General features: G+C 46.6%; 21 protein-coding genes and 1 tRNA gene. 11 read left to right on the forward strand and 11 right to left on the reverse strand.

What is annotated here, in order from left to right:
- Positions 1-193 precede the first annotated feature (193 nt).
- On the forward strand, positions 194-547 hold the full coding sequence (locus C7475_RS10595; protein ID WP_110053330.1) for an IPT/TIG domain-containing protein: 354 nt from the start codon (positions 194-196) through the stop codon (positions 545-547).
- A 74-nt stretch (positions 548-621) separates the two neighbouring features.
- Here C7475_RS10595 and C7475_RS10600 read toward each other — a convergent pair whose 3' ends face one another.
- The 4 genes from C7475_RS10600 to typA form a co-directional block, all read right to left on the reverse strand.
- Entirely contained in the window at positions 622-1,056 is a 435-nt protein-coding gene (locus C7475_RS10600) for an META domain-containing protein (protein ID WP_110053331.1), read from the reverse strand.
- Between the two features lie 60 nt (positions 1,057-1,116).
- A complete protein-coding gene (locus C7475_RS10605) occupies positions 1,117-1,992 on the reverse strand; it encodes a hypothetical protein (protein ID WP_110053332.1) in 876 nt (291 codons plus the stop codon).
- 21 nt (positions 1,993-2,013) lie between these two features.
- Positions 2,014-2,634, reverse strand: coding sequence for an alpha-ketoglutarate-dependent dioxygenase AlkB (locus C7475_RS10610; RefSeq protein ID WP_110053333.1), 621 nt, complete (start codon positions 2,632-2,634; stop codon positions 2,014-2,016).
- Positions 2,635-2,739: 105 nt separating this feature from the next.
- On the reverse strand, positions 2,740-4,554 hold the full coding sequence (gene typA, locus C7475_RS10615; RefSeq protein WP_110053334.1) for a translational GTPase TypA: 1,815 nt from the start codon (positions 4,552-4,554) through the stop codon (positions 2,740-2,742).
- Between the two features lie 360 nt (positions 4,555-4,914).
- On the opposite strand from typA, the gene C7475_RS10620 reads away from it, so the two are divergent.
- Complete coding sequence (locus C7475_RS10620) at positions 4,915-5,916, forward strand: alpha/beta fold hydrolase (RefSeq protein ID WP_110053335.1); 1,002 nt, start codon at positions 4,915-4,917, stop codon at positions 5,914-5,916.
- A gap of 30 nt (positions 5,917-5,946) precedes the next feature.
- Here the strand turns inward: C7475_RS10620 and C7475_RS10625 are convergent, their stop codons facing one another.
- Both C7475_RS10625 and C7475_RS10630 read right to left on the reverse strand, forming a co-directional pair.
- Positions 5,947-8,202, reverse strand: a complete 2,256-nt coding sequence (locus tag C7475_RS10625) for a patatin-like phospholipase family protein (protein WP_110053336.1) — start codon at positions 8,200-8,202, stop codon at positions 5,947-5,949.
- A gap of 71 nt (positions 8,203-8,273) precedes the next feature.
- Positions 8,274-9,320: a COX15/CtaA family protein gene (locus C7475_RS10630; protein WP_110054032.1), complete on the reverse strand. Its 1,047-nt coding sequence runs from the start codon at positions 9,318-9,320 to the stop codon at positions 8,274-8,276.
- A 197-nt stretch (positions 9,321-9,517) separates the two neighbouring features.
- Here C7475_RS10630 and C7475_RS10635 point away from each other — a divergent pair, with 197 nt between their 5' ends.
- A complete protein-coding gene (locus tag C7475_RS10635; RefSeq protein ID WP_110053337.1) occupies positions 9,518-9,946 on the forward strand; it encodes a hypothetical protein in 429 nt (142 codons plus the stop codon).
- A gap of 106 nt (positions 9,947-10,052) precedes the next feature.
- On the opposite strand, the gene C7475_RS10640 is transcribed toward C7475_RS10635, so the two are convergent.
- Positions 10,053-12,926 (reverse strand): glycoside hydrolase family 3 N-terminal domain-containing protein, encoded by a 2,874-nt coding sequence (locus tag C7475_RS10640; RefSeq protein ID WP_233259818.1) that lies wholly within the window; start codon positions 12,924-12,926, stop codon positions 10,053-10,055.
- 533 nt (positions 12,927-13,459) lie between these two features.
- Here C7475_RS10640 and C7475_RS10645 point away from each other — a divergent pair.
- A complete protein-coding gene (locus C7475_RS10645; protein ID WP_110053338.1) occupies positions 13,460-14,050 on the forward strand; it encodes an adenylate kinase in 591 nt (196 codons plus the stop codon).
- A gap of 153 nt (positions 14,051-14,203) precedes the next feature.
- Complete coding sequence (obgE, locus tag C7475_RS10650; RefSeq protein WP_110053339.1) at positions 14,204-15,214, forward strand: GTPase ObgE; 1,011 nt, start codon at positions 14,204-14,206, stop codon at positions 15,212-15,214.
- Positions 15,215-15,304: 90 nt separating this feature from the next.
- Here the strand turns inward: obgE and C7475_RS33145 are convergent, their stop codons facing one another.
- Positions 15,305-15,892: a hypothetical protein gene (locus C7475_RS33145; protein ID WP_199236206.1), complete on the reverse strand. Its 588-nt coding sequence runs from the start codon at positions 15,890-15,892 to the stop codon at positions 15,305-15,307.
- A gap of 204 nt (positions 15,893-16,096) precedes the next feature.
- Here C7475_RS33145 and C7475_RS10660 point away from each other — a divergent pair, with 204 nt between their 5' ends.
- The 3 genes from C7475_RS10660 to C7475_RS10670 are packed head-to-tail and all read left to right on the forward strand — an operon-like array spanning position 16,097 to position 18,293.
- Entirely contained in the window at positions 16,097-16,816 is a 720-nt protein-coding gene (locus C7475_RS10660) for a hypothetical protein (protein ID WP_110053341.1), read from the forward strand.
- 37 nt (positions 16,817-16,853) lie between these two features.
- A complete protein-coding gene (locus C7475_RS10665; RefSeq protein WP_146217519.1) occupies positions 16,854-17,600 on the forward strand; it encodes a hypothetical protein in 747 nt (248 codons plus the stop codon).
- Positions 17,601-17,603: 3 nt separating this feature from the next.
- A complete protein-coding gene (locus C7475_RS10670) occupies positions 17,604-18,293 on the forward strand; it encodes a DUF2306 domain-containing protein (RefSeq protein WP_110053343.1) in 690 nt (229 codons plus the stop codon).
- Here C7475_RS10670 and C7475_RS10675 read toward each other — a convergent pair.
- Positions 18,238-19,389: a tetratricopeptide repeat protein gene (locus tag C7475_RS10675; protein WP_110053344.1), complete on the reverse strand. Its 1,152-nt coding sequence runs from the start codon at positions 19,387-19,389 to the stop codon at positions 18,238-18,240. The two genes, C7475_RS10670 and C7475_RS10675, sit on opposite strands and share 56 nt — an antisense overlap.
- A gap of 294 nt (positions 19,390-19,683) precedes the next feature.
- Here C7475_RS10675 and C7475_RS10680 point away from each other — a divergent pair, with 294 nt between their 5' ends.
- A complete protein-coding gene (locus tag C7475_RS10680; protein ID WP_110053345.1) occupies positions 19,684-20,223 on the forward strand; it encodes a hypothetical protein in 540 nt (179 codons plus the stop codon).
- 138 nt (positions 20,224-20,361) lie between these two features.
- Here C7475_RS10680 and C7475_RS10685 read toward each other — a convergent pair.
- Positions 20,362-20,437, reverse strand: a tRNA-Thr gene (locus C7475_RS10685).
- 52 nt (positions 20,438-20,489) lie between these two features.
- Complete coding sequence (locus tag C7475_RS10690) at positions 20,490-20,801, reverse strand: YbaB/EbfC family nucleoid-associated protein (RefSeq protein ID WP_110053346.1); 312 nt, start codon at positions 20,799-20,801, stop codon at positions 20,490-20,492.
- 65 nt (positions 20,802-20,866) lie between these two features.
- Between C7475_RS10690 and C7475_RS10695 the strand changes: the two genes are divergently transcribed.
- Complete coding sequence (locus C7475_RS10695) at positions 20,867-22,114, forward strand: NAD(P)/FAD-dependent oxidoreductase (RefSeq protein ID WP_110054034.1); 1,248 nt, start codon at positions 20,867-20,869, stop codon at positions 22,112-22,114.
- Positions 22,115-22,158: 44 nt separating this feature from the next.
- On the forward strand, positions 22,159-23,220 hold the full coding sequence (locus C7475_RS10700; protein ID WP_110054035.1) for a DUF2891 domain-containing protein: 1,062 nt from the start codon (positions 22,159-22,161) through the stop codon (positions 23,218-23,220).
- Positions 23,221-23,236 lie beyond the last annotated feature (16 nt).

The raw sequence follows: 23,236 nt of genomic DNA on the forward strand, positions 1-23,236 counted from the left end.
ATCCTGACCACAGGTCCCTGTTTTTTTCGAGCACTTATACTCAATTTTCACCTTCAGGTATTAATACGCATTGTTAATCCGTGAGTTCTCTTTATCTTCGCGTCCGATTTAATTGAAAAAACCAACAGTCGCGGTTAGCCTCCATGCACTAGATGCGCTGTTTTAAACCCTGAACCCCAAAAAAGAATAACGTATGTTTTACAAGAAAATGAATGTGGCTGTTATAGCCATGGTGATGTGCTGTCTGTACAGTTGTCATGTAAATCCTTCCGCCGAAAAAACAGCCTTACGTATTCAGGATACACTTCCTGCAGGTACTGATATCGTATTGACTATAAAAGGTAAAGGTTTCAGTCATGTTACAACTGATAACAAAGTAATAGTAGATGGTGTGGAAGCCGCTATCATCAGTGCATCTGACAACCAGTTAGTAGTAAGCGTTCCTGCTAGGAAAGCAGCTAAAATAGCTGTAACCGTAAAAGTAGGTAATGAAGTATCTGATACTGTCCTTGTGGACAATCAGATCATCATGCTGGCCGGTAGATAATATGAAAATGCGGCGTATATCCATGAAAGCACTTCGCTTGTCACGGTATACGCCGCATTAATTTATAGTCGTTATTATTTTTTTACTGCCACTTTCTTGAATCCTTCAAACAACATCGCGATCCTTCCGCTATCGCGGAATTGTATCTGCTGTCCTTCAAACTTCACTGTATAGGTCCTGTCACTCAGCATGCGCAGGAAAGCACTTTCCCTTTCATTGGCCTGTGCGTCCATACAAGCCATCCGGGTACTCATTACTTTACCGAATGAGATCTCATTTCCATCCAGTTCATATTCACCGCCTACTTTGTTACAACCGCCATTACCACTAAAGCGATGTGTCGCAGTATCAAATTCCAGCCATATGGGTGATCTTTCCTGAGCGGTGCCATTCATATTGACAAGGCTCCATCTTTTGTCCTGTATGCTGCCGATCTGCTGTTTTGCAGCCTTTTGCTGATTACAGGTATTGGCAAGGAGTACCAGGAGCATCGCTGTTAATCTGATCATGATCTTGAGGTTTAATGATGTTACGATACCTGCTGAAGAACAAAAACCACTCCATATAGTTTACAGCTTGCTGATCTTTCGGAGTACCTCTTCATAATAGGCCCGCTTATCCGTAGCGGATATTTCGATCACTTTTACATCATTGGCCGCCAGCATTTCCAGTTTAAACTTGGCGTTCTGTACCAGTTCAGCAGGGATATAATAATATAGTGCATTCCTGACAGGAATGGTATTCTTCTGAAATTTCTGCCTGGCCCGGTACGTCAGCAGCCACCAGAGGTCTGTCTCCACAAAATCGAGCGAAAGGCCAAATATGTGAATATCCTGCATAAAGAAAAAGTCCAGCCAGGAATCCTCGTTTACCGGCAAATGCTGACTTATACGCTGTACCAGCGACTGACGTGGCGCCTGCGGACTCGTATATGTCGTGCCGGACACGACATAGTTCCGCATCTGCTGCAGCTGTCCGCCATAATGTTCAAAACCGAGGTTGATGCTCAACGGATTCAGGCAATCGCCATGTATATGCCAGTAATCCGTTTTCCCTATTTTATATTTCCGGAAAATGCTGAAGATCCTCTCCAGTATCAGGCCATCATTCTGCGATGGCAGTTCACCTTCCAGTGTAAATTCATAATTGGTGGTCAGAATATGCGCTGGCGCCAGGTTCCGGATGGCCGCGTGTATATCATTCTGCTCAATTTTTAATGTTTTCTTGGCAATAAAGGACTTCAGTTCTGCTTCCCTGATGTGTTGCCGGCGGATAGCCGTCAGGAAGATCTCTTCGTACAATAACGGGAATGGCTTTCTGTCGTCCAGTTGTATGCAACCGTCTGGCAGGCAGAATGTAACAATGTCATTGAGAAGATCTTTCCAGCTTTGACCTTTCGACATGTTATTGATGTCATTGCCAATGAGTAAGATGGGGTTTTTCATGACGTCGTCTTTTAGGTTATTCTATCGCACTCTCTGTATCACCCTGAACGTGAGATTTATTCTTTCTCCTGATACTTTAGTTGTTTTGGGTACCTGATGTTGCCAGTGATGTTGCAGGGCGCCTTTCATGATCAACAGCGATCCATGCTGCAATTCCAGTTCATATTTCAATCCGGCCTCCGGGTGACGTAACATAAAACGCCGGACTGCTCCCAGGTTAACGGAGGCAATGACCGGATTCTTTCCCAATTCCGGTTCATCGTCTGCATGCCATCCCATAGAATCTTTTCCATCACGGTAGCGGTTCAGTAAAACGCTGTTAAACCGTACGCCTGCTGCGGGTTCTATTTGTTCTTTTATCTTCAATAGTTCATCTGTCCAGCCTTCGGGCGTATAAGTTTTTCCGGAAAAAGCATAGGTGCTGCCGGTATCTCCATACCATGCCATCAAACGGGGAAACAGGACAGGCTTTCCGTACATCATCATGCTTTCCTGCTGCCATTGGATCTTTTCCATTAACATATGCAGGTGTGAAGTTGCATCCTGCAGGGAGAAGAACTGCGGATAGTACACCAGCTCACCATCTTTCAGGGTAATATGCTGACTGGCGGGATCGCTGAATAATGGTATTTGCGGCTCCATCAATACAAAGATACAAAGAGGCTGCGCATCTGATATGCGTGCCGGGTCAACAAAAAAGCCGCCCCGTTATTCACGAGGCGGCTTATATCTTCAGGACGTTTCTGCTTACGCAACTCCGTCTGCTTTCATTACTTTAGAATTTCTCTTTCTGTCTTCCTCATCCAGGTAAACTTTACGCATACGGATGTGGTTTGGCGTAACCTCGATACACTCATCATGCTGGATGTACTCCATACATTCTTCCAGTGTCATCAGAGTTTTAGGTGCAATGCTGGTTGCAGCATCACTACCACTCGCACGCATGTTGGTCAGCTTCTTACCTTCATTCGGGTTTACTACCAGGTCACCAGGTTTGTTGTTCTCACCGATGATCATGCCTTTGTACACTTCTTCTCCCGGATCAACAAAGAAGAAACCTCTGTCCTGCAGTTTATCCAGGGAATAACCTGTAGTGGTACCTGCTTCTTTCGCGATCAACACACCATTGTTACGACCTGGGATTGGTCCTTTCCATGGTTTGTAATCGTTGAAACGGTGCGCCATTACAGCTTCACCAGCAGTGTTGGTCAGCATCTGCGTACGCAGACCGATCAAACCGCGGGAAGGAATTTCAAATTCCAGGTGCTGCATTTCGCCTTTGGTTTCCATGATCATCATTTCACCTTTACGACGGGTTACCAGATCGATCACTTTACTCGCAAACTCCTGCGGAACGTCAACCACCAGGGTTTCATACGGCTCACATTTTTTGCCATCTATCGTTTTCAGGATTACCTGAGGCTGACCTACAGTCAACTCAAATCCTTCACGACGCATTGTTTCGATCAATACACCTAAGTGCAGGATACCACGGCCATATACCAGGAAACTATCAGCACTGTCTGTATCAACTACACGCAATGCCAGGTTCTTTTCAGTTTCTTTTACCAGACGGTCACGCAGGTGACGTGAGGTAACGAACTTACCGTCTTTACCAAAGAACGGAGAGTTGTTGATACTGAACAGCATGTTCATGGTCGGTTCATCCACGCTGATAACAGGCAATGCTTCAGGAGCATCGAAGTCAGCGATGGTGTCACCGATATTAAAGTCTTCGAGACCAACTACTGCACAGATATCGCCTGGCTGTACTTCAGTCACTTTCTTTTTACCTAATGCTTCGAATACGTAAAGTTCACGTACACGGGATTTCTTGATGCTGCCATCTGTCTGTACCAGAGAGATCGGCTGGCCTTCTTTGATGGTACCACGTGCTACACGTCCTACGGCGATACGGCCCAGGAAGGTAGAGTAATCCAGGGAAGTGATCTGCAGCTGCAGGTTACCTTCCGGGATTTTTGGTTCTGGTACGTGTTTCAGGATACCTTCCAGCAGTGGAGTGATATCTTCACACTGTTCCAGCGAATCGTTGAACCAACCGTTCTTACCAGAACCATAATAGGTCGGGAAGTTCAGCTGCTCTTCGCTGGCGTCCAGGTTAAAGAACAGTTCGAATACCGCGTCATGCACCTCATCAGGACGGCAGTTCGCTTTGTCAACCTTGTTGATAACAACAATAGGTTTCAGATTCAGCTGCAGTGCTTTCTGGAGTACGAAACGTGTCTGAGGCATCGGACCTTCAAAGGCGTCTACCAGCAGGATCACACCGTCTGCCATTTTCAACACCCTTTCTACTTCACCACCGAAGTCGGCGTGGCCTGGGGTATCGATCACGTTAATTTTCACCCCCCCGTATTCAACGGATACGTTCTTACTCAGGATGGTGATACCACGTTCCTTTTCCAGGTCGTTGTTGTCCATGATCAACTCACCTGTTTCCTGGTTTGCCCTGAAAACATTGGTGTGATGCAGGATTTTATCAACCAGGGTAGTTTTACCGTGGTCTACGTGCGCAATGATTGCTATGTTACGGATATTCATAAATCTTGTTCAATTTGTTCCGGTTGGTCGACACAGGTCTGCCAAAGAAGGCGCAAAGTTACAATAAAATGTGGAAAAAGTGGGGATACGCTTTTAAATAATTGTGATCATTTATCCAAATGATTCACCGAAAATTTAAGCTCCTGGTTGGTAATACTCTAAATAACAACATGTTACGCCCAAACATCCCGGATTCCTGTTCACCTGTTCCTGGTACAAAAATACCACTTAAGATCCATAGATCTCACTTTTAACACTCATGCCCAGCCCGCTTTCCATACATCACATTCTTTTCACTTACCCTTGTTACAGGCACTACTTTTGTTCAGGAACCCATATTTACTCATCAATTTGTGAATAATGACACGAAGACTAATTTTTGTTACCTGTTTCCTGGCTTTCACATTTCTTTTCAACAACGCTAACGCACAAACCATTACTCCTTACGACGCCGAACTGGCAGGATATCAGTACCCTTATCCCGTTAGCCATATCACGCTGAACATACAGGGGCAATCCCTCCAGATGGCCTATATGGATGTACAACCCGTAAAGCCCAATGGAAAAGTGGTCATGCTATTGCATGGCAAAAACTTCTGTGGCGCCTATTGGGACAGCACCGCTGCTGATCTGAGTAAGAACGGTTACCGTGTGATCATTCCCGATCAGATAGGTTTTGGTAAATCTGCTAAACCCGCACATCTGCAATACAGTTTCCAGTTGCTGGCACAGAATACGAAAGCCCTGCTGGACAGTCTGAAAATTCCTAATACTGCCGTTTTAGGCCATTCAATGGGCGGTATGCTGGCCACACGTTTCACGCTGATGTACCCACAGGTAGTGGAAAAACTCATCCTGGAAAATCCTATCGGACTGGAAGACTGGAAAGTAAAAGTCCCCTATCAATCCATAGACAAATGGTACGAAGGAGAATTAAAGCAGAACTTCGAAAAGATCAAGCAATACCAGCTGGACAACTACTACGCCGGACAATGGAAACCTGCTTTCGAAAAATGGGCCGTTCTGCAGGCAGGTTGGACGGCAGGTGCTGATTATCCTCGTGTAGCATGGAACGCTGCGCTCACTTACGACATGATCTTTACACAACCTGTCTTCTATGAATTTGAAAATATCAAAGCCCCTACCCTGCTGATCATCGGCCAACGTGACCGCACTGCGCTTGGCAAAGCCAGCGTGCCGGAAGAAGTGAAGAAAACAATGGGGAATTATCCCGAACTGGGACTGAATGTCAGCAAACGTATTCCAAACGCTAAACTGGTACCGATACCTGGTATAGGCCACTCGCCACATATCGAAGCTTATCCGCAATTTATTCAACCGCTGCTGGAGTTCCTGAAGTAGTTACTCCGGCTGCTGATCTAAGGAATATTTCTAGTGTGTTTCTTCCGTTAGCAACGGACGGCCAACATTATTCATCACGCTGTCGAAAGAAGCCTGATTAGTAGGATTATCCAATGCTCCGGCAATGTCGATCTTTTCACGGGAAGTCAGGTGCCAGCTTAGTGCTGCCGCCTTGTCTTCCTTCTGAGGAACATACTGGAAAATGACACGATGGAATTTACCCGGAAAATATCCTTCGAGGAAAGTCAGCTCATTATCCTGCACAAAATCCTGCATGGCGCTCCAGTGCTGCTGCATAGTGAACAATGGGTCAAACATCATGTCATTCAGCTTCATCGACTGTTTGATAGACTTAATATCGTTCTTGCGGGTATCTCTCACCTGTATAAAAACAATGCCGTCGGTATTCTCATTGATCCAATTGCGGAAGGTGTGCAGGAAACGCATAGATGCCTCCTGGCCGAAATTATCCCTGATGCCTGCATCCATCACATCCACGATCGGTGTGCTGGGCAGGAACACATTTGGCAGCACATAAGGGAAGGTGGCGCACATCCTGATAGCGCTAGTTATACGCAGGTTGCCCGCGTCCTGATTGGCAAAATACTGGGAGAAATCAACACCATCCACATCACGTACATTCCTCACTTTAGGTGAATATTCCGGTGCACACAAATAACTGACTGGTTGAGGCGAAATGATCAGACGGCGGCCATCAGCATTGATGGTTGCATTCCAGATCAGCATCGGGATCTGCGCCTGCTGTTCCGGCTCTCTATAGTCGTTAATCGTGCCGTCAAGCACATTTCCTGTATTGCTGTTCAGTTGCATTTCAAAAGCAAATCCCCTGTCTTTTGCATACCGGTTATTGCCGATCTTGAACGAGCGGAATGGTGTAATAAAATCATTCACTGCCATAGATGTGAACACACAGTTCAGCAGGTCGCGGGAAATACGCTCCGTATACGAACTGTCCTGCATATTGATTGCCTTCCCATGCTGCTTTTCCATATACAACGCCCGGAAATAAGATGCCCCCATCATACCGCCCGAGGCGCCCGTCATCAGGAAGGTATTGTTCATCAACTCGCCCTTCATCAGTTTATCCAGCCGCTGTAATACGTTCATACTCCAGGTAGCAGACCGCAAACCTCCTCCACTGAAATTAATGACGATCATTTTCGGTTTGCCCGGACCTTTGTGTTTAGCCTTCCAGTTTTCCAGGATCTTGATCGTTTGTTGCTTATCCCGTTCTGCGCGTTCCCAGGTAAAGAATTGCTGTAGTGCCGTTACACTGTATTCCGGCCGTTCCTTCCGCGCCTTATAGTCCAGCCCATATGCCTTGTTGCGATTATCCAGCAAATCGTTTTCCACCATCCAGTTCAGCGCGAACAACATTACCAGCACCATCGGTATCGCCCAGCTTTGTAACAGGTACGCATATGCGCCGGCCACTCCGATCAGGAACGCAAAAAAGATCATCACACTTGCACCTGCCGGGATCCTGAATACAGGATAATCCATCAGGAACGCCAGGATGACCAGAAAGATAAGTGCACAGCCCACGGTGATCATAGCCGCAAAATGATGTTGCTTCAGTATACTGTCGAGGTAATGTTTGTTATAGTGATCTACATTCCTGGCCCGGCGGATCTTCCAGGGTGAGTTAAAATAGTTATGCACAGGTAACGCGTTCTCATCCTTCTCCTGCGTAGGCTTCAGCACCAGTCGCAGGAAATTGCGCGGATTGCCGAACTTCTTTTCCAGCCTGCGGCCAATGTTCCTGTCCGCATTGAAAAAATAGAAAAAACTGAAGAAGACGATGAAAAGATATCCGCAGATAAATCCTTCTGTAAGCAGTAGTATTTCAGGTACAGAGCTTAACTGCTGATAACGCTGATATTCCCAGCCACGGAAAAGCAGGTTCACCATGAAGGCTATAGGAAAGATCGAATTGTTCAGACAGTATTTAAAAAAAGGTTGTGCAGTGGTCGCAAGGAATTTGAACCGGCCAGTGTGAAGAATGAAAGTAGTGATATTCCAGCTCATCACGAACAGGCCTGTTGCTAATCCTAGTATGGATGTGCTATAGAAGTTCACATCGCCGAGGTACTCAGGTGCGAGATACAAAGCGTCTCCCCCAAATACTTTGGCGAATTCCCCATTGATAGTGCTGAAAAGTATAGCCCAGAACACCAGCAACACCTGGTACTTGCGGAAATGCAGCAAGAACAGTTGTATAGGAAAAGAGTAGAAGAGCCTGACCAACAATGATTTCACTTTCATCCGTTACGCTAATTACTCTAAACTTACGAAAAAGTTTAACATGTTCTTAGCCGGATCTTCGATCTCCTATCCTAAACTGCTTTATTTCTGCTGAGATAGAGGGTCCATACCAGAGAGAGCAAGAGCAACATCCCTACGCCCTGGTGTAATATTCCCTGTAGGAGCGGAATTCGTACCTGGCTACCCAACAGGGTCAGCACACCCAGCATTACCTGTAGCAATACCAGCAGCAAAGGCAGATAGCGGATACGGTGCAGCAAACTGTGCCCGGGCGCTTCAGAAGCTTTCCACCACCAGATAACGATCAGAATGGTGATCAGATAGGCCAGTCCACGGTGAATGAACTGTATGGTAATAGCATTATGTGTTATATCGGTTAGCAGACTTCCCTGGGTGAACATGGTTGACGGCCACCACATGCCATTGATGTCCGGCCAGGTATTAGCCACCAGCGCAGCATGTAAACCAGCCATGAACGCGCCGAATATCAATTGCAGCGTCAGTATGCCCAGCAGCCAGAGATTAAGCTTACGCATGCCCGGTACCTTGACGATCTCCCGCTTATCGGTGCTTAACTTCAGCGCAAACCAGTAGGTATAGCACAACAGTATCAACGCGGCAATGAAGTGAACAGCAAGCCGTATATGGCTTACATAGAGATCTTCCATATTCAGGCCGCTCTGAACCATAAGCCAACCGATAGCGCCCTGCAAAGCCCCCAGAAGGAACAGGATGATCATTGGCTGGACCATAGAGCGGTCAATCTTCTTCTTAATCAGAAAGTAAATGAATGGTATGGCAAATACGATCCCGATAAACCGGGCCCAGTTACGGTGCAGCCATTCCCAGAAATAAATGGATTTGAAATCAGCGAGCGTGAAGTGACGGTTCACATACTGATACTGAGCGATCTCCTTGTATTTGTCAAACGCTGCCTGCCAGGCTGCTTCCGTCATCGGAGGCAGTGCACCTAAGATCGGTTTCCACTCAGTAATAGACAGCCCGGAGCCTGTCAGCCTGGTAATTCCCCCCAGTAAAACCTGGACAATAAGCATTCCCACACCTATATAAAGCCAGATGGCCACCGGCCGCTGCTGTTGTAATCTCGATTTTTCCATAAACGCCAGCAAAGTTAGGTATCAATTGACAATTAAGAATGACATTCGTCATCTCCCCTTTCCATTTTCATAATCCTATCTTAACCTACCCGTAACTTTCCGTTAATGTATCCCATCGATCTTTGCGGCGATTTAAGGAACCATGTATTAGCTAATACAAACAGAGAACATCATCTAACAAAAAAAATCACTTTTGTATGAAACGTACAGCGTTTTTATTAGCCGCTATACTCATTAACATATCTTTTGCGAGCGCCCAGGAACCTACCTATGCATACAATAACACCAAAGTAAGCACGGTAGCGGACAATGACGAAACCCCTTCTCCGGTAACAGCATTTAAACTCAAAGTAGCCCAGCTTGATCCTGAAGCACTTGTGTTTAAGATCACTGTTGAAAATCCCGGCATCGAAAGAGTAACCCTGAGTATCAAGGATGCGAACAACTACACCCTGCACCAGGAATCATTGCCTGTTACCATGTTGTATGTGGCCAAATTCAACATGCAGGAATTACAGGATGGCGCCTATACCTTCGAGATCAGAAGAGGCAGGAACAGATTAGCAGAAAAGATCGTAAACATCAGAACGGAAACAAGCATCAACAGAACAGTATCAGTACAATAACATCCGTACAAAAAGATATTGCTACCATAAAAAAAGATAGTGCCAGATGAATGGCCGCAATGGCATACTTCACCTGGCACTATTGCCTATTTATCCCTGATCATACCTATTTCCTGCCCATCGCTTCGTACAGCACTTCCATGATATTCTCCCTCACATGCATTGTCATGAGCTTTTTGTTATTTCCACCGGCCGGGCATACACGATTACTAAGGAAAATGTACACCAGCTGTGACTGTGGATCTACCCAAATGCAAGTGCCGGTAAAACCGGTATGACCATATGTTCGTGGCGATGCGCTCTTAGCCGGGTACGCTTCTCCACGTTTGCCATTATCTTTTTCCGGCTTATCGAACCCAAGTCCGCGGCGGCTTAATGAGCTATTATAGCCGGTGAACAATTCCAGCGTCTCTGCTTTGATATATTCCTTCCCATCGTATTTACCTCCGTTCAGTAGCATCTGCAGGAGAATAGCCAGGTCTTCCGCATTGGAGAACAGACCAGCATGTCCTGCTACCCCGCCAAACATTGCAGCACCCGGATCATGAACATCCCCGCGGATCCATTGACGGCGGAAGATGGGTTCACTTTCCGTTGGCGCAAGCTGCGATAACTGGAAACGCTCTCTTGGGCGGAACCCTGTATTGGCCATGCCCAGCGGCTCATAAAATGTTTCCCGTACATAACGGTTCAGTTTCTTTCCTGTAAGCTGTTCTACTATTTCTCCCAGGAAGATATAGTCATTGTCACTATACACATAACCTTGTTGTGGTTTCAGGTTGCTTTCCAGGATACGGCGATGCATTGTATCCACATAATCACGTCTCATATACATACGTTCCGCCACCCTGACAGAAAACATAGAATCCGGATAGGCATGGAACAATGCAGTGTCCGGAAGGCCTTTTGCATCTACTACTTCTTTATAGAATGGGATAAAAGCCACTAATCCTGCCTGGTGCAGCAGCACGTCACGAATGCGCAGTCCCGCCTTGTCAGTACCTCTCACCCAGGGCAGATAATCGCCCACTGTAGCGTCCAGACTGAGTTTTCCCTCATCGTACAAACGCATCACGGATATTGTGGTAGCACAGATCTTGGTTACAGATGCAAGATCGTATACGGCGTTGGTGGTAACTGGTTCCCGTGTGCTGTAATCGAAGTGACCAAAGGTTTTATCGTATACTATCTTCCCGTCTTTCATCGCCACTATTTCACAACCCGGAGCTGCGCCTTTGGCGATCATTTCTTTAGCCAATACATCTATCTTCTGCAATACCTGGCTGCTCATACCCACTGTCTCCGGTTTCACGTGCTGCAGTTCCGTTTTCACCACAGGCGGAGGCGGCGCCTGTACAATACCGGTACCGTATGGGAAGTTTGCACATACTGTTACGGGCAGTTTGCCTTTTGCCGCCTGCTGGCCGAATAAAATTGCCGCCGCAGTACGTTGTGTAATCTCATCGTCTTCGTAAGCTGCAATAATTGTCGGGGCATCACAGAAATACTGGATGGCATAAGGATTTCCAAACACTACCGTAGCTGATGGCATTTCCTGTTGCAGTTGCTGAATAAGCAATCGCTCGGAAGCACTGATGCCGAATTTATTAGCCGGACGACGGGAGTAATTATGCAGGCTGATGATGACTGCCTGATAATCACGCTTCAGACGTTCAACCACCTGTCCCACCTGTGCTTCAGACTGGCGGGCGGTGAAAATGTACGAATTCACATCCGGGCGGATAGCTTTGATAGTTTGCAGGAACGCGTTATTTACATCCGCTCCCACGGCAATAACTGCCACCTTACCAGGTGTATGTTGAGAGAACGGAATAAGGTTGTTATCATTCTTCAGAAGCGTAATAGCATGCTGACCAATGCTTTTGGTCAGGGAATCTGTAGCCGCGTTCAGATCACTGGTCAGGTTATTCACATCTATGAACTGCGGTTTGTTCAGCCCCAGTTTATATTTAGCCAGCAGTACTTTCTTCACACGCTGGTTCACTTCATCCCAGGAGATCTGTCCCCTTCTGATAGCACGTTTAATAGCATCTACACTGCCGGACGCGGTAGATGGCAGCATCATCATGTCATTTCCAGCCAATAGCGACTGGGCTGCTTCTTCACCACCGGTGTAGAACTTGGCTATTCCCTTCATTTCCAACGCATCCGTGATGACGATACCTTTATAACCGAGTTCCCCTTTCAGGAAGTCTGTAATGGCTTTCCTTGAAATGGATGTGGGGGTATTGGGCGTACTATCAAGGGCCGGGATATAGAGATGCGCCATCATGATACTCTGCACACCAGCTTCTATGGCACGGCGGAAGGGGTACAACTCCAGCGAGTCAAGCTCCGCCCTGCTTTTGCGGATCACCGGCATATCCAGGTGAGAGTCCACATCCGTGTCTCCATGACCCGGGAAGTGTTTGGCGACCGCCATTATGTTCTGGTCCTGCATTCCTTTGATGATCTGCACACCCAGACGGGCGACCTGGAATTTATCCTGACCAAGAGAGCGGTCATTGATCACCGGATTGTTCGGATTGTTATTCACATCCATATCGGGCGCATAATCCACATGAATGCCCAGGCGGCGGCATTGCATTGCCAGCACCTGTCCATACCTGTAGGCCAGCGTACTGTCCTGCATAGCGCCCAGCATCAGCTGACGTGGCAGGGGCGTTACACTGTCCAGGCGCATACCCAGCCCCCATTCGCCGTCAATGGCGATCATCAGAGGGGTTTTGGAGATGGATTGGTAATAGTTAGTGAGATTAGCCTGCCGTACCGGTCCTCCCTGGAAGAAGATGAGACCACCGACCTTATTATCCCGGATATCTTTTGTGACTTTTCTGATATGATCTTCCCCGAGGTTAGAATGCGCCCTGATCATGATCAGCTGGGCAATGCGCTCCTCGTCATTAAGGGATTCGAAGACACTGTCTACCCAACGGGCAGCAGCCCCATCATCCTGCATCGTTTTCCGAGGTTTTCCGCTTTTCACTTCCTTTTGCACATGTTGCTTTGGCTGCCCGGGTCCTGATCCGGGTCTTTTTCCGCCCGCGGCGGATCCCCTGGGCACACTGCCCCCTAAGCATAAACAGGAGAGACCTAAAATCATTAATTGCTTCATCATCATCGACTAAACTTACAAATTATTACTCCATAGTACATAGCTTCGGACTACAGATGTGGAATTTTTTATGTTTAAACAGCTAAATTTTTTTACATGACAATTTCAACTACGGATACGTTACGGCAGTAGAAATGTTTATATTTACGTTAACCTGTGATATGATTTATTAAAATAATGCCTGTAAAGTCGCCGCGTTGACCACCTTACATCAGCAGTGAACTTCTTAAAAATAATCCATTATTTACAGCAAATCATTGAAACATATCTAGGATATTTCTTAAATATTTTACGTTATTCAAGCAATTGCAATTTTAGTTACCAATACATTCAATTGTTTGCTATATTTGCAATCTTGCTAAAGTCTTTTTAAACACATGGTCAATATCATTTTATTTGGCCCTCCCGGTAGCGGAAAGGGCACTCAGAGTGCTAACCTGATTAATAAATTTGGACTCATCCACCTGTCCACCGGCGATTTATTGCGCAGTGAGATTGAAGCCAAAACACCACTCGGCCTCGAAGCCAAAAAGGTGATGGACCAGGGTATACTGGTGCCGGATGAGGTGGTGATCGGCATGATCAGCTCCAAACTGGATGCCAACCCGGACGCAAGAGGTTTTATTTTCGATGGGTTCCCACGTACTACTGCACAGGCGGAAGCACTGGATAAATTACTGGCCCTGAAGAAAACAGCCATTTCTAACGTACTGGCGCTGGAAGTGCCTGAGGATGAACTGATCACCCGCCTGCTGCACAGAGGAACTACCTCCGGCCGTACAGATGATGCCAACGAAGATGTTATCCGTGCCCGTATTGTGGAATATCACAATAAGACCGCTCCTGTTGCCGACCACTATGCCAAATATGGTAAGTTCAAAAAGATCAAGGGCGAAGGTTCTGTTGAAGAAATTTTTGAACGACTGAGCAAAGAGATCGAGAGCCTGCTGGTAGAGGAAAAAGTGTAATCACACACTCCCATATATTTCAAACGCAAAGATTGTAAGTAAGCATTTTAGCGCGTTATGCGTAGTTAAAGTGGCTGAACTTAACGATCTTTGCGTTTTTATATTTAACATCTCCCCCTACGGAGGTGTTACATTAAGCATAAATCAAATACTTTGGAAAGAGGCAACTTTGTTGATTTCATAAGGATCTTCGCTAAATCCGGTAAAGGAGGCGCAGGTAGTGCACACTTCATGCGTACCAAATATAACCCGGAAGCAGGTCCTGACGGTGGTGACGGCGGACGTGGCGGACATATCATCCTGAAAGGGAACTCCCAGTTATGGACCCTGCTGCATTTACGCTGGTATAAGAACGTAGTGGCGGAAGACGGCGGTAATGGCCGGGACAACAATAGTACCGGCCGTAATGGTGAGGATATTTTCATTGAAGTACCCCTGGGAACGCAGGCATTTGACGAGGAAACAGGTGAAATGGAAGCTGAGATCCTGCATCACGGGGAAGAAGTGATCTGGATACCAGGTGGACAAGGTGGCCGTGGAAACAGCTTTTTCAAGTCTGCCACCAACCAGGCCCCTGATTATGCCCAGCCGGGTATGCCTAGTATTGAAGGCTGGAAAGTGCTGGAGCTGAAAATATTAGCGGATGTAGGGCTGGTAGGCTTCCCGAATGCAGGTAAATCCACCCTGCTGTCAACAATTACTGCTGCAAGGCCTAAAATAGCCGACTACGCGTTTACCACCCTAACCCCTAACCTGGGTATGGTTCCTTACCGTAATGACCGCTCATTCGCTATTGCCGACCTTCCAGGTATCATTGAAGGAGCCCACGAAGGGAAAGGACTGGGACACCGTTTCTTGCGTCACATTGAAAGGAACTCCGTTCTCCTGTTCCTGATCCCGGCAGACAGCCAGGACCATCGGAAAGATTTTGACATCCTTCTGAACGAACTGGAGCAATACAACCCTGAACTGCTGGATAAACAATTCCTGCTGGCCATTAGTAAAAGCGACATGCTGGACGATGAGCTGAAAGAAGCGATCGCTGCAGAACTGCCTCCTAATGTACCGCATGTGTTCATCTCTTCAGTGACCCAACAGGGGCTGTCCGAGCTGAAAGACATGCTGTGGCATGCACTGAACAGTAATACAGAAGGTAAAAATTAAAAAAAGGAACCCGGAGTAGAACGGACAATTGTCACATTCAACTCCGGGTTCCTTTATTATATCGTTTAGCAAGTTCCGTTAGGACCCTGATTAGTTCTTAAGCCCCAGATATTTCTGCACTTCCTTATAATTGTTCCAATCAATCTTCGCTTTACGTGCTTCTGTACCTCCTGGTATCAGTATATACCGGTATTGCTGGTATTTTACGCCGCCTTCCGTATATGTACTGGCGTCAAGCGTATTGGTATTCAGCTGAATGGTATTCAGATAGAAGATCGGATTAATGCTGACAAGACTGTTAACGTCAAAATACGGTAATGGGAAAATAACCGGGTCTGCAGCAGAGTTAACGTTGAAGTAAACCTTGATCTCACCATTGGTCAGCATATCCTGATCAAGTCTGGGCACGTCTATTATTCCTGAAATACCAAAGGTATCGATAGTGCCATCGCCATTATGGACAGTGTCCCAATCAACTTCGACGTCTATCCAGTCGGAATAGATCACGTTAGCGGTTCCCTCAGGACCAGCGGGACCGGCGGGGCCACCTGGACCAGCGGGACCAGCAGGGCCGGCGGGACCGGCAGGACCAGCATCTCCATCTTTACCACATGACACGGCTAATAGTGTAAAAGCCAATAGAAGGCAGGAAATAATGTTTAAGGACATTCGTTTCATAGCGTTAATTTTTCGTTTTATGAATTGGGTACTGTTTACCAGATGTACGACTAGTGCTCAAAAAAGAATAGACAGTGTAAGCGATTCAGGGGCCGCAGAACTAACAACTTATGTTGCTACACTTTACAGAATTATTACGTTACACTAAATATACAAAAGAAACGGTGGTTTTAAATATCTTAGGGAATAGAAATTATTCATGTCATGAATGAACGTTCTATGGAAAACGCCCTGCAGGAAACCAACCTGTTAAATGCCCGCCTGCGGGAAAAACTGGAGAAGACCGGTAGCCTGAAAGGCCGGTTGAAAGCCGAATTCACTTCTACCCTGCTGCTTTCTTTAAGTTGCATCAGAACACGGGATAATAAATCCATGTTATTGTGGGACTTCGATTATCCGTTACTGAAAGCCATCAGAGACTACATGGAAGTATGCGCTCCCGATACAACCGTTCTGGAAGTGGATATAGACCTCACCACCGATACTTTTCAATATTCATATCTGAACAAGGCGCAGCAACAGCAACTTAAACAAATCGCCGCCAAACAGGCCGAAAAGGAAGAACACCAGCGGGAACTGGACCGGAGAGCACAGCTGGCTGCTGATACCACCCCTATTGGCCCTGAACTGGCCACCAAAGTAGCAGCCGCCCTTCATCATGGCAGCATCGGGCACAGCCACCGGGATTACTGCGGCATGGGCCTTGAGTACCGGGATGGGCTATACTGTTATGGCTCCTTATGGGATGGCAGCATGGATAAACCAACACGGTCCTTTGCCGACAAACAGGCTTTTATCAACTGGTTAAGCAAACAGTCCAATGCCTCCCTTGCCAACCTTGATGCAGACCGGTCCATCTACTGGGGCAACCAGGTTATCACCCGTGACAGGCTTCAACAATTTCTCACTTTCGGTGGGGCATAAATCTGCATTTATTAGTTACTTTACAAAAAAATACCCTGTGAAATATTTTATTACTGCATTCATTGCCGCATGTGGTATCAGCGCATGCCAGTCATATACCCCGCCCCCTGACGCTACGGTGAACTCTGCACTAACCGAAACCCAAAAGCAGGAACGGATGAAAGCAAGGATCCTTGGTACTTATAAAGGAGATTTCGGTGGCAGCCCCATTTACATCACGATCAACTACTGCAGCAATAACAAACTGGCCGGTTACGATACCCATAAGGGATTGAGAAGGAATTTAAGTGGTACGATCACCGACAAGGGGCTTAAATATGTTATTCAACTTTCAGAGCCCGGCGACCATGAATTTGACGGTGTGTTTTCTTTGGTAAGGGACGTCAACATCAATGAGCTCAAAGGAGTCTGGAAGCCTGTAAACAGTAAATCGTTGACTGAAAAACAGTTACATCTTACTGAACTGGATTTCGGAGAGCGCGGCGCTGGCTTTTATAACGGCGATCACAGTGATTTTTACCTCGGCGGCGACGGGTCCTGTATCCTGAACTATTACGAGAAAATAAATGATTCCACCTTCTCCCCTCAAATGATCACACTAAGAGGTACCTGGGAAAAGAGATCCACTAACGAATTGTTGGTGAACTGGCAACCTAACCCTGCTTACGAATCACGGACTACCACATTTGCCCTCGAATATGTACCGGCAGGCGGTGAAAGAGAGGACTCTGTCATTTTTGCACTCAAGGGAGATATTTTCAGCTTTGATGCAAGTGAATACTAATCCATGCCCTCCCTGACCAAACGTATTGTCTTCTACCTGTTTGCAGCCATCATCCTGTATACTTCCTGGCTGATGCTGTTATTAAGTTTGCCATACACGTCCCTCGGACGGTATGTAGACTTCCTGATAACCAAACAGCTGGTTTATCACATCCGGCATTGGCGGCTCAGTTTCTATGTGCATGTTTTTACCAGCATTACCGTACTCATAACGGGGCTACTGCAATTCAGCAATTATCTTTTAAAAAAATTTCCCGGCCTGCATCGCAGGTCCGGGAAAATATATGTTTTAGTTGTCCTGGCTTTCAGTGGCCCGTCAGGACTGATCCTCGGTTTTTATGCTAATGGCGGCCTTCCGGCGCGTGTCAGTTTTGTGCTGCTGGCTTCTTTATGGTTGCTCACGACGTTCCTGGGCTGGCGTTACGCTATTCAACGCAAATGGCGTTTGCATACCGGCATGATGGTCCGTAGTTATGCGCTTACCTTATCCGCCATTTCCCTGCGGTTTTATGCCCTTCTTATCGGTACGTTTAATATTCCTATCCGTCCCGTTCCTGCTTACATCCTGATCTCCTGGCTTAGCTGGACATTGAACCTGCTGATAGCAGAAGCTATTATCCGATGGGGACTGGGATATCTTAAAGGCGCATTCCCAGCAGATCATCCTTCCTCACAAAATGACCATCGTCTGTAATACTGTACAATTGCTTCTCCAGGAATTGCACATCCAGCAGTTCATTGCCTGAATAACCAAAATCTTCCGGATTCTTTTTAAATATGTGCTTAAAAAATCCTATTTCGATATTGCCGTTCTGTGTTAGCGTGGCTACACGCACGGGATCTGCTATTTTTTCATGCCCTCCTATGAGTAACTTATCGATTAGCTTACCAACATGGTCAAAGCTGACGATATAATATTCCGGTGAAATTCGATCGTCTATTATAACGTTCTTCACAGCATATATGAGTGTTTTCACACTGTCGTTCGCTTTTGCCAGGCCTACATGATAAAATTCAGATCCCACATCACGGGAGAATTGTTCCGTTTGCCGCATTTCTGCCACGAAACGTTCGTACTCGTATGAAATGTAGTCTTCCCCTAACTTTTCTCCATACTTCTCATCCAGTACCAATGGATAAGATACCGGTTCGAATTCATGCCAGAACAGGTTCCACTGCAGTTTATCCGGATCAGTCGCGCCGCTCATTGCGGCAGCAACAGTACGCTTAAAATCATACATGTTATTTCTCACGTAGGATAGATCTTTATCCTCATAGATGTTCTTAACGTTGCTGTACCCGAATTCAATTGCCGATATAAGGTAGTACCGTGCCAACGTCTCATCTGCAGCCCTGGAATATACACAAGCCAGGTTATACAGCACTTTCGAAGTTGGTTTGTAGTCCAGCGCATCTGCAATCTCATAGGCAGAGGCCGCGTTTTTCAGACTATCAATGTCGGCCAATGCATTTCCCAGCTCAAAATAAGCTCTTGCCTGGGGCTGTTCGAGGATCGATTTCTTAAACAATTTAATCGCCTCTTCCGGCTTTTTCTTATTCCGGTAAAGGTCTACCCCATCCAGGAAATATTTATCGGATACTTTGTTTTTTCCCTCTTTTATCGAACCGGCATTCAGGATAACATCCTTATCAAAGATCTGATCCTCAAGGATCACAGCAGTAAGTTGTCCCTTTTCTGCAGTTGTTTGTCCAGTCTTCGTAGTAGAGTTAGTTGGGGCGTTGCAGGCAAACAAGGTAACTCCTGCCACCAGCAGTATTGCATATCGCATAGGAATATTCTTTATCAAATAAAGATAAAGATAATATATCAGCTGTCCAGCACCTTCATTCGGGGACTACGAAAGTATATAGCTAATCGTTCCCAATAGCATTTGTATTAGCTCCGTATCGGCTTAATATAAGCTTATTATAATGGTACCAAAAGGATATTAAAAGGTCGTTTATATATCAAATCGATATTGAAGTGACCTTTTAGTGATCTTTTAGTGCCATTTTAGTAAGCTTATACGTACCTTAGAGATACAAGACAATAGACTTGCTATAACCCTCAAAAAGAACCTTTTATGGCCATTGTTAAAGACAATATCCTCATGCAACTTGTCCGGGGCACCCTCGGCAAGCAAATCACGATCTACGAACGGAATGGGCAGATCATTATGGCGAAGAAACGCGGCCCTTCAAAGAAAAAGCCTACGCAGAAGCAGTTGGAAGCCAGGCATAAGATGACCGTCGCTTCGATGCGTGCGCACATAATGCTGGAAGATCCGCAGATAAAAGCTTACTACCAGTCGCTGGCAGGGCCAGGTCAAAATGCCTATAATATGGCGGTCAAGGATGCTTACCACAGTCCTGAGATCCAGAATATCAGGTTAGAAGATGAGGAGGTAATAGTGACTGCCAAAGATGAATTCCGGGTAGCGGAAGTGGAGGTAAAGGTAATAGACGGTGACGGTGTTATTACTGAGAGTGGCCGGGCAGTTTTAGGCCGGAATGGAGTAGATTGGTATTATAAAGCCACTGCGCTACCTGCAGGCGGTAAGGTCATTGTGGCAGTGAAAGATCTGCCGGGGAATCCAACGGTGAAGGAATTGCTGCTTACATAAACCCCCCTTTCACTGTTTGCGAATGGCTTCTTTCTGATCAGGGAGCTTTATCTCCGTACCCTTGAATATTTAAATAGGGTGGCAGACAAACAGAAAACCACTGGCAATGTTATTACCAGTGGTTCAATTACGTTTACATGGAGCCAACCATGGGATTCGAACCCACGACCTACAATTTACGAAACTGTTGCTCTACCGGCTGAGCTAGATTGGCATACAGTTAACGCAATAATAGTCCTTTTACCTGCAAGGTAGCAGCGGTACTGTTATAACAGTCCGCCTAAAGGTCCCAGCATGCCACCGGCAATCCCTTTCATTTCGGATTCCCAGGCGTTTTCTGCATTTTTCAGGGCCCTGTTCAATGCTGTGATCATCAGATCTTCCAGTTCTTCCTTGTTATCTTTTTCCAGCAGACGTTCTGCTATGTCAATACTTTTCACCTCACGGTTACCGGTCACAACTACCTTAACAGCACCGTCTCCAGACTCGCCGTCAACGGTGATCAGGGCCAGGCGTTCTTTACTTTCTTTCATTTTTGACTGCGCTTCCTGCAGTTTTCCAAATAGATCTCCGAACATGGTTAGTTGATTTAGGCCGCGAAGATATTCCTCTTTTCTTTATCTTAACAGCTTAAATGTACAGGATGTTGGAAACAAAAGTATGTATTGTTGGCGCTGGCCCTGCCGGAGCTGCGGCAGCCCTCCAGCTGGCGCAACTTGGTATTGAATGTATCGTAGTTGACAAAGCCGTATTCCCGCGGGATAAGGTTTGTGGCGATGGATTAAGTGGAAAAGTAATTACAGCCCTGAACCGGATCGATCCTGCCATTGCAACCCGACTGAAAGAAGCTAATTTCAAAGTGAACAGCTGGGGCGTTACGTTTGTGTCTCCGGGCAGACACAGCCTGGATGTTGGCTACCGCCCTGACTATAACAGCAATAACACGGGCCATAAGGAAACGCCTATTGGTTACGTATGCAAGCGCATGGACTTTGACAATTTCCTGGTAGATGAGATCAAACGCCGTCCAGAGATCAAGTTACTGGAAGGTGTGACCATAGATAAGTACGAACTGAAAGAAGACGGGTACATCGTTTCCGGCAGTAATGGTTTCCAGGTAAAGGCGCAGCTGCTCATCATCGCGAACGGTGCGCACTCCTCCTTTACAAAGGAAGTGGCTAACATTACGATGGAACCCAAACACTATGTCGCCGGTATCCGTGCTTATTACAAGAACGTAAGCGGCAATAACGCTGATAATTTTATTGAACTGCACTTCCTGAAAGACCTCCTCCCAGGTTACTTCTGGGTTTTCCCGCTGCCAAACGGTGAAGCGAACGTAGGTGTGGGTGTGCTCAGCGAAGCGGTACGCAAAAAGAAAATGAACCTGAAGAAGTCCATGCTGGACATCATTGCCAACGATCCTGTATTCAAAGAGCGTTTCAAGAACGCCGAACTGGTAAGCAGTATCGAGGGATACGGCCTGCCGTTGGGCAGTAAGGTAAGGGTCATTTCCGGCGAGCGTTATATGCTGGTAGGAGACGCTGCTTATCTCATTGATCCTTTTACCGGCGAAGGTATCGGCAATGGTCTGTATTCCGGTCGTATTGCTGCATTACAGGCTGCAGAAGCGCTGAAGGCAAATAACTGTTCTGCTACGCAGCTTGCGGCTTATGATGCAGAGGTATACCGCATTATGGGACCAGAGCTGAAACTGAGCCACAGGTTACAGAAGCTGATCAAATACCCGTGGTTGTTCAACACCCTTATGAAAGTGAGCAGCCGTAACAAACAATTGCAGGAATTACTTTCCTGCATGTTCTATGAGGTGGACCTGCGCAAAAAGCTGGCTAAACCTTCGTTTTATGTAAAAATGTTATTAAACCGATAGTGAAGAAAACACTTATTCTAATATCCCTGATAACTGGTTTCCTGATGTCATCTGCATCCGCACAACAGGCTTTTTATACACGCAAGAGCAATGGTTTGCTGGACCTTACGCCCCAGGGCGCGGCCCATCTTGCAGAACTGCCCTTGCGTTGCATGCAGCAGGAATTTCCTTATAAGACAGGCGTTGTCTTTTCAGACAGCACACTTGTTACAAGTCCGAAAAACTATCATCCGGCATTTTATGGCTGCTTTGACTGGCATAGCAGTGTACATGGCCACTGGATGCTGGTCCGTTTGCTGAAGTCATTTCCTGGCATGCCCAGGCAACAGGAAATAATTACCAAACTATCGCAGAACTTAACGGCAGACAATATCACTAAAGAGCAACTGCTTTTTAAGAATAAAGAGAACAAAGGCTTTGAACGGATCTACGGTTGGAGCTGGCTGCTGCAACTGCAACGGGAACTCCTCACCTGGAATGATCCCCTGGGCAAACAACTGGCTGCCAATGTACAACCGCTGGCTACCCAGTTCTCTAAAGCCTATATAGATTTCCTGGAGAGGCTCGTATATCCGATCCGTGTGGGCGAGCATACCAATCTGGCATTCGGGTTGTCCCTTGCATGGGACTATGCCGCTACCGCGAATGATACAGCCTTGCAACACGCCATCCGCAAGGCGGCTATGCGCTTCTATGCAGCAGACAAGAACTGTCCGGTAGCGTGGGAGCCCGGTGGTTATGACTTCCTTTCTCCCTGCCTGGAAGAGGCAGACCTCATGTGGCGCATTCTGCCCGCAAAAGAATACCAGGCCTGGATCAAGGCATTCCTGCCGGAATTATTCGCAAAACAGCTGACCGTATTTAAGGTCGCCGAGGTGAAAGATGTCACCGATGGTAAACTAGTGCACCTGAATGGTCTTAACTTAAGCAGGGCATGGTGCCTTTACGGCATTGCACGGCATGTTACAGAAAACAGGACAGCGATACTGCAGTTGGCGAACCTGCACCTGGAATCGGCCATACCACATGTTGCCAGCGGCAACTATGCGGGAGAACATTGGCTGGCCTCCTTTGCAGTATATGCGCTGACCACAGAAAATAACTAACTGTTTTTTTATCTCT

Origin of the sequence: Chitinophaga sp. S165, from assembly GCF_003182155.1 — a bacterium.
In the GTDB taxonomy this organism is placed as follows: Bacteria; Bacteroidota; Bacteroidia; order Chitinophagales; family Chitinophagaceae; genus Chitinophaga.